Genomic DNA, 6,632 nt, shown 5'->3' on the forward strand with positions numbered 1-6,632 from the left:
TTTTCAAGCATGAACAGCACACCTCATTTCCCCATTTACCTCGACTACAGCGCCACCAATCCTTGCGATCCGCGCGTGGTCGATGCCATGATTCCTTGGTTGCGCGAGCACTTTGGCAATCCCGCCTCACGCAGTCACGCTTGGGGCTGGGAAGCCGAAGAAGCCGTAGAGAATGCCCGCAAAGACGTGGCCGACCTCATCGGTGCCGACCCCCGCGAAATTGTCTGGACCAGCGGCGCCACCGAATCCAACAACTTGGCCTTGAAGGGCGCTGCGCAGTTTTACAAATCTCGCGGCAAGCACCTGATTACGGTCAAGACAGAACACAAAGCCGTGCTCGACACCATGCGCGAACTCGAGCGTCAAGGCTTTGAAGTCACTTACCTGGACGTGCAAGACGACGGCTTGGTTAACCTCGATGTGTTCAAAGCTGCCTTGCGCCCCGATACCATTTTGGTCAGCGTCATGTTCGTGAACAACGAAATTGGCGTGATTCAAGACATCCCCGCCATTGGCGCCATCTGCCGTGAGAAGGGCATCATCTTCCACGTCGATGCTGCCCAAGCCACAGGCAAATTGCCCATCGACCTCAACACCTTGCCCGTCGATTTGATGAGCTTGGCCTCGCACAAAACCTACGGCCCCAAAGGCATCGGTGCTTTGTATGTACGCCGCAAACCCCGCGTGCGCCTCGAAGCGCAAATGCACGGCGGCGGTCACGAGCGCGGTATGCGTTCTGGCACATTGCCCACTCACCAATGCGTGGGCATGGGCGAAGCCTTCCGCATTGCGCGTTTGGAAATGGACCAAGACATAGCCAAGGCCAAAGCTTTGCAAGAGCGCCTTATCAATGGCCTCAAAGACGTTGAGCAAGTGTTCTTGAACGGTCACCCCACCAGGCGCGTACCCCACAACATCAACATGAGCTTCAACTATGTTGAAGGCGAGTCACTCATCATGGGCATCAAAGGTTTGGCTGTGTCTTCTGGCTCTGCTTGTACCTCTGCCAGCTTAGAGCCCAGCTACGTATTGCGCGCCTTGGGTCGCAGCGACGAGTTGGCTCACAGCAGCTTGCGCATGACCGTGGGCCGTTGGACCACCGAAGCAGAAATTGACTTTGCCATTGAAACCATCAAAGCCAACGTGGCCAAACTGCGTGAACTCAGCCCCTTGTGGGAAATGTACAAAGACGGCATTGATATCAGCACCATTCAGTGGGCTGCACACTAAGCGTTTTAGCGTTCAAGAACAGATTAAGGAAGTAACACCATGGCTTATAGCGAAAAAGTTGTTGATCATTACGAAAACCCCCGCAACGTGGGCTCCTTTGAAAAGGGCGACGAAGATGTGGGCACCGGCATGGTGGGCGCACCTGCTTGCGGGGACGTGATGAAGTTGCAAATCAAAGTCAACCCAACTACTGGCGTCATTGAAGATGCCCGTTTTAAAACTTACGGTTGTGGTTCTGCCATTGCTTCTAGCTCCCTCGTGACCGAGTGGGTCAAGGGCAAAACATTGGACCAAGCTGCCGCACTGAAGAACAGCGAAATTGCCGAAGAGTTGGCCTTGCCACCCGTCAAAATTCACTGCTCCATCTTGGCCGAAGATGCCATCAAAGCAGCCGTCGAAGACTACAAGAAGAAACACGCAGCGGCCTAATTGGTCCTTGCTGGAAAGACATCATGGCCATTTCACTGACTGAAGCAGCAGCGCGGCACGTGTCGCGTTACATCACCAAGCGCGGCAAAGGCGTGGGAGTGCGCTTGGGCGTTAAAACCACCGGCTGCTCGGGCTTGGCATACAAACTCGAATACGTCGACGAAGTAGCACCCGAAGACGTGGTCTTTGAAGACCACGGCGTCAAGGTGCTGATCGACCCTAAAAGCTTGGCCTACATTGACGGCACACAGCTCGACTTTGTGCGCGAAGGCTTGAACGAAGGTTTCCGTTTTAACAATCCCAATGAACGCGATCGCTGCGGCTGTGGCGAATCGTTCCGCGTGTGATTTCCCTGCAGGCTTCAGACTTTGAGCTGTTTGGCCTGCCAGCAGCTTTTTCATTAGATCGCGCACAACTCGATCATCAGTGGAAGTCTTTGCAGCGCGAGGCGCATCCCGACCGATTTGCGTCCGAAGGTGCCGCAGCGCAGCGCATCGCCATGCAATGGTCCGTGCGCATCAACGAAGCCTACAACCGCCTCAAAGATCCGCTCAAACGCGCCGCTTATTTGTGTGAGTTAAATGGCGCTGCGGTCAATGCCGAAAACAACACCAGCATGCCGCCTGCATTTTTGATGCAACAAATGGAATGGCGTGAAGCGCTAGACGATTGCAAAGCCGTCAAAGTTGTCCACTCTAAAATTGAAGGCTTAGAGAAATTGCTCGATGAAGTGGATGCGTCTCATGCTGCGTCCTTGAAGCAAATTGCTTCGCTGATAGACACAGATCAAAACTTTGCAGCAGCAGTAGGTCAGGTGAGGGCGCTCATGTTCATTGAAAAATTTGCACAAGAAGTGCAGCACCAACTCGACGCTTCTAGCTGAACACAAGAATTAAATTAAGTCATGGCACTTTTGCAAATTTCAGAACCCGGTCAGGCACCGGATCCGCACCAACGGCGTATTGCTGTAGGCATTGACCTTGGCACCACGCACTCTTTGGTTGCCTCTGTTCGCAATGGCGTGGCCGAGTGCTTGCCCGATGACAAAGGTCAAGTGATCTTGCCGTCTGTGGTTCGCTACTTGCCAGGTCAAGGTCGTCAAATTGGTCATGAAGCCGTGGCCAATGCCGCGCAAGATCCAGAAAATACCTTGGCTTCAGTGAAGCGTTTCATGGGGCGCAGTTTGTCTGACATTGCCAACCCAGAAAAGTTGCCTTACAAGTTTGTGAAAACAGAAGGCGCTGCCTCCAAAGGCATGTTGTCTATTCAAACCGTGCAGGGCGAAAAGTCGCCTGTAGAAGTCAGTGCTGAAATTTTGGCCACACTGCGTTACCGCGCAGAAGATACCTTCAATGACGACTTGCACGGTGCTGTGATTACTGTGCCTGCCTACTTTGACGATGCGCAGCGCCAAGCCACCAAAGATGCGGCACAAATGGCCGGCATCAATGTGCTCCGCCTCATTAATGAACCTACAGCAGCTGCCATTGCTTATGGTTTAGACAATGCCAGCGAAGGCATTTACGCCGTGTTCGATTTGGGCGGTGGTACCTTTGACATTTCTGTTTTGCGTTTAACGCGCGGTGTGTTTGAAGTTATGGCCACCGGGGGCGATTCTGCATTGGGCGGAGACGATTACGACCATGCGTTGGCCGATGCTGCGTTGGCTTCGATGGGCCTGCAAGATGTGCAAGCGGGCTTGAGTGCAGAAGACAAAACGCGTTTGAAATCTGCTGCGCGTGCTGCCAAAGAAGCTTTGACTTCTGCTTCTGAAGTGGCATTGACATGGACGCATGCCGATCAATCACATGAAGTGAACGTAACGCGTACGCTATTTGAAGAAGCCACAGCTGCACTCACCGCGCGCTGCATGACTGCTGTTAAGAAAGCCTTGCGCGATGCCAAAGTCAAAGCTGAAGACATCCAAGGCGTGGTCATGGTGGGCGGTTCTACGCGCATGCCTCAAGTGCAAGAAGCTGTGGCAGCCTTCTTCGGCAAACCGCCTTTGAACAATTTGAACCCAGACGAAGTGGTTGCCTTGGGTGCAGCCATCCAAGCTAATCAATTGGCGGGCAACGATGCTGCTGGCGATTTGTTGTTGCTAGATGTCATTCCATTGTCCTTGGGCATTGAAACTATGGGCGGACTTGTGGAGCGCATTATTCCGCGCAACCAAACCATTCCCACGGCCATGGCCCAAGACTTCACCACTTATCAAGACGGTCAAACTGCCTTGGCCTTGCATGTGTTGCAGGGCGAGCGAGATTTGGTAGTCGACTGCCGCAGCTTGGCCCGCTTTGAATTGCGCGGCATTCCGCCGATGGCCGCCGGTGCTGCACGCATTCGCGTGACCTTTACGGTAGACGCAGATGGCTTGCTCAGTGTGGCCGCCAAAGAGCAAATCAGCGGCGTAGAAGCCAAGATCGATGTCAAACCTTCTTATGGTTTAAGCGACGATCAAATTGCCAAAATGTTGCAAGACAGTTTTACAACCGCAGAAGTGGACATGAAGGCGCGGGCTTTGGTAGAAGCTAGGGTAGACGGCGACCGCATGCTGTTGGCTACCCAAAGTGCATTGAACGCCGATGGTCAGTTGTTGAGCGCTGAAGATCGCGCGCACATTGAATCGCTCATGAAAGCTTTGCGGCACACAGTAGACACGGCCGTGGAGGCTCAGGCTGTAGAAGATGCTACTGAAGTCTTGGCCAAAGCCACTGAAGCCTTTGCGGCAGAGCGCATGAACCACAGCATTCAAAAGGCCTTGTCAGGCCAAAACATTCAGAGTCTTTGAGAAAATTTTTCTAGGCACTCATCAAATAACTGACCGTTAATTAAAGAAAACAATGCCAGTCATCAAAATTTTGCCTCACGCGGAATACTGCCCTACAGGGGCTCAAATTTCTGCGCCTTCCGGCACCAGCATTTGCGAAGCCTTGCTCGACAACAAAATCAACATTGAACATGCTTGCGACATGAGTTGCGCTTGCACCACGTGCCACGTCATTGTGCGCGAGGGCTTGAACAGCCTCAACGAGGCTGAGGAAACCGAAGAAGACTTGCTGGACCGAGCATGGGGCTTAGAGCCCAACTCGCGTTTGAGCTGCCAAGCGTTTTTGGGCAAGCAAGACGTGGTCATTGAAATTCCAAAGTACACGATCAATCACGCCAAAGAGAACCACTGAAAGCAATTGCCGCTTTAATTGGGCGGCCATTGCGATTACAGTTAGACCATGCGTCAATTATTTTTAGATACCGAAACCACCGGTCTTTCCGCTGAAGGCGGCGACCGAGTCATTGAGCTGGGTTGTGTCGAGCTGGTTAACCGCAAGCTAACCGGCAACAACCTGCATTTTTACTTCAACCCTGGCCGCGACAGCCACGAAGATGCCCTCAAGGTTCACGGCATCAGCAATGAGTTTCTGCGCGACAAGCCCAAGTTCAAAGATGTGGTTCAAGAAATTTTGGACTATGTGCAAGGCGCCGAAATCATCATTCACAACGCAGCTTTTGACGTAGGCTTTTTAAACAAAGAGCTCGAGCTGGCAGGCCAGAAGCCTTTCACCACCTTTGTAGACAGCGTGGTCGATACCTTGGTCATGGCCAAGCAAATGTACCCAGGCAAGCGCAATAGCCTGGATGCACTGTGCGACCGCCTTGGCGTAGACAATTCTGGCCGTACTTTGCACGGCGCCTTGCTCGATGCCGAGTTGTTGGCCGATGTGTACATCAACCTCACGCGCGGCCAAGAAGCCTTGCTGATTGATGCAGGTGGCGACGAAGGGCAGTCGGGTTCTGAGGAGTCTGTGGATTTGTCAGGCTTTGTGCTGCCAGTCATTCAGGCCAATGCCCAAGAGCAAGCCGCCCATGAGGAGCAGTTGGCTCAGCTAGACAAAGCCAGCGGTGGCAAGACTCTCTGGCGACAGGCTGCAGCGGCCTGATTCTTTAAATTCCTAGAAACCCCCCAATTTTCCGTGGCATAATTTAGGGCTACGCTGAAAGGCGATAGGGCGGTTAGCTCAGGGGTAGAGCACTGCATTCACACTGCAGGGGTCACAAGTTCGAAACTTGTACTGCCCACCAAAAATACCTAATTAAATCAAGCGACTAGAGGAAACTCTAGGCGCTTTTTTTATTCATGTGTCCTAAAGATATCCTAAACACCAGATTGTATTTTTTAGTTTGTCTCAATGCCTCCGATTCTGTGCCTTGAAACTTATGTTCTTTAAACCGTCCATGCTTGTGGATTTGCCGGCTGTTGAGAGCGATGTTTATTAGCAACTGGCTTATATTTAAATCGGGGTGTTAATTATTAATTTCTTGAATGATAGACCTCACCCGGCACCCCACTCACCCCCCACCCCCCGTTTTCCAGTTGGCCCTCACCAGACAGGTTAATCACTGTTCTGCAGCCACAATAAAAAAAATTCAAGAATCGTTGTCCAACGTTGGACAACTGGGCAGTATGGGCAAGTTGCTCGGCGAAGATTTATCTAGGGTTACTTAAATAAGTTAGAGTATAAATTCTTGAATTAGTCTCAGGATTGTTGAATTGCAACGCAAAGTGAGCCACTATTTGCAACCAATATTGAGCCACCGGTTTTTAAATAATTTGGCCTAGTCGGTTGTGGATAAGTTTAACTGTTCTGCGTTTTTTGCTCCTTTCCCTTTTGATTTCTTTGACTGTTGAGAGTTCGCTTGGGACTGCTTGAAGCGCCAACTCTCATTGCCGGTTTCAACAATGTGACAGCGGTGCGTCAGGCGGTCTAGAAGAGCTGTGGTCATCTTGGCGTCTCCAAACACATTGGCCCATTCAGAGAAGTTCAAGTTGGTTGTGATCACCACGCTGGTTCTCTCATAAAGCTTGGACAGCAAATGAAACAGCAGTGCGCCTCCAGACTGGGTAAACGGCAAGTACCCCATCTCGTCCAGAACAACAAGGTCCACGTACATTAAGCGGTGAGCCAGTTGGCCGT

The 6,632-nt window shown here is 51.8% G+C and carries 8 protein-coding genes and 1 tRNA gene; 8 read left to right on the plus strand and 1 reads right to left on the minus strand.

Going from position 1 to position 6,632, the window contains the following annotated elements; translation table 11 throughout:
• Positions 1-9 precede the first annotated feature (9 nt).
• From AMM03_RS10985 to AMM03_RS11020, 8 genes are all read left to right on the plus strand, one after another.
• On the plus strand, positions 10-1,230 hold the full coding sequence (locus tag AMM03_RS10985; protein WP_090131512.1) for an IscS subfamily cysteine desulfurase: 1,221 nt from the start codon (positions 10-12) through the stop codon (positions 1,228-1,230).
• A gap of 39 nt (positions 1,231-1,269) precedes the next feature.
• Positions 1,270-1,659, plus strand: a complete 390-nt coding sequence (iscU, locus tag AMM03_RS10990; protein WP_090131514.1) for a Fe-S cluster assembly scaffold IscU — start codon at positions 1,270-1,272, stop codon at positions 1,657-1,659.
• Between the two features lie 23 nt (positions 1,660-1,682).
• Positions 1,683-2,006 (plus strand): iron-sulfur cluster assembly protein IscA, encoded by a 324-nt coding sequence (iscA, locus tag AMM03_RS10995; protein ID WP_055360539.1) that lies wholly within the window; start codon positions 1,683-1,685, stop codon positions 2,004-2,006.
• The gene (hscB, locus tag AMM03_RS11000; RefSeq protein WP_194942860.1) at positions 2,006-2,542 is read left to right on the plus strand and encodes a Fe-S protein assembly co-chaperone HscB; all 537 of its coding nucleotides are present in this window, start codon (positions 2,006-2,008) and stop codon (positions 2,540-2,542) included. Before iscA ends, hscB begins: the two co-directional genes overlap by 1 nt.
• Before the next feature lie 21 nt (positions 2,543-2,563).
• Positions 2,564-4,450, plus strand: coding sequence for a Fe-S protein assembly chaperone HscA (gene hscA, locus AMM03_RS11005; RefSeq protein ID WP_090131517.1), 1,887 nt, complete (start codon positions 2,564-2,566; stop codon positions 4,448-4,450).
• Between the two features lie 52 nt (positions 4,451-4,502).
• Entirely contained in the window at positions 4,503-4,841 is a 339-nt protein-coding gene (gene fdx / locus AMM03_RS11010) for an ISC system 2Fe-2S type ferredoxin (protein ID WP_090131519.1), read from the plus strand.
• A gap of 48 nt (positions 4,842-4,889) precedes the next feature.
• Positions 4,890-5,597: a DNA polymerase III subunit epsilon gene (gene dnaQ / locus AMM03_RS11015; protein WP_090131521.1), complete on the plus strand. Its 708-nt coding sequence runs from the start codon at positions 4,890-4,892 to the stop codon at positions 5,595-5,597.
• Positions 5,598-5,664: 67 nt separating this feature from the next.
• A tRNA-Val gene (locus AMM03_RS11020) sits at positions 5,665-5,739 on the plus strand.
• A 534-nt stretch (positions 5,740-6,273) separates the two neighbouring features.
• On the opposite strand, the gene AMM03_RS11025 is transcribed toward AMM03_RS11020, so the two are convergent.
• On the minus strand, positions 6,274-6,632 hold a 359-nt coding region (locus AMM03_RS11025), incomplete at its 5' end, for an ATP-binding protein (protein WP_194942856.1).

Source organism: Limnohabitans sp. Rim11 (assembly GCF_001269365.1).
GTDB lineage: Bacteria > Pseudomonadota > Gammaproteobacteria > Burkholderiales > Burkholderiaceae_C > Limnohabitans_A.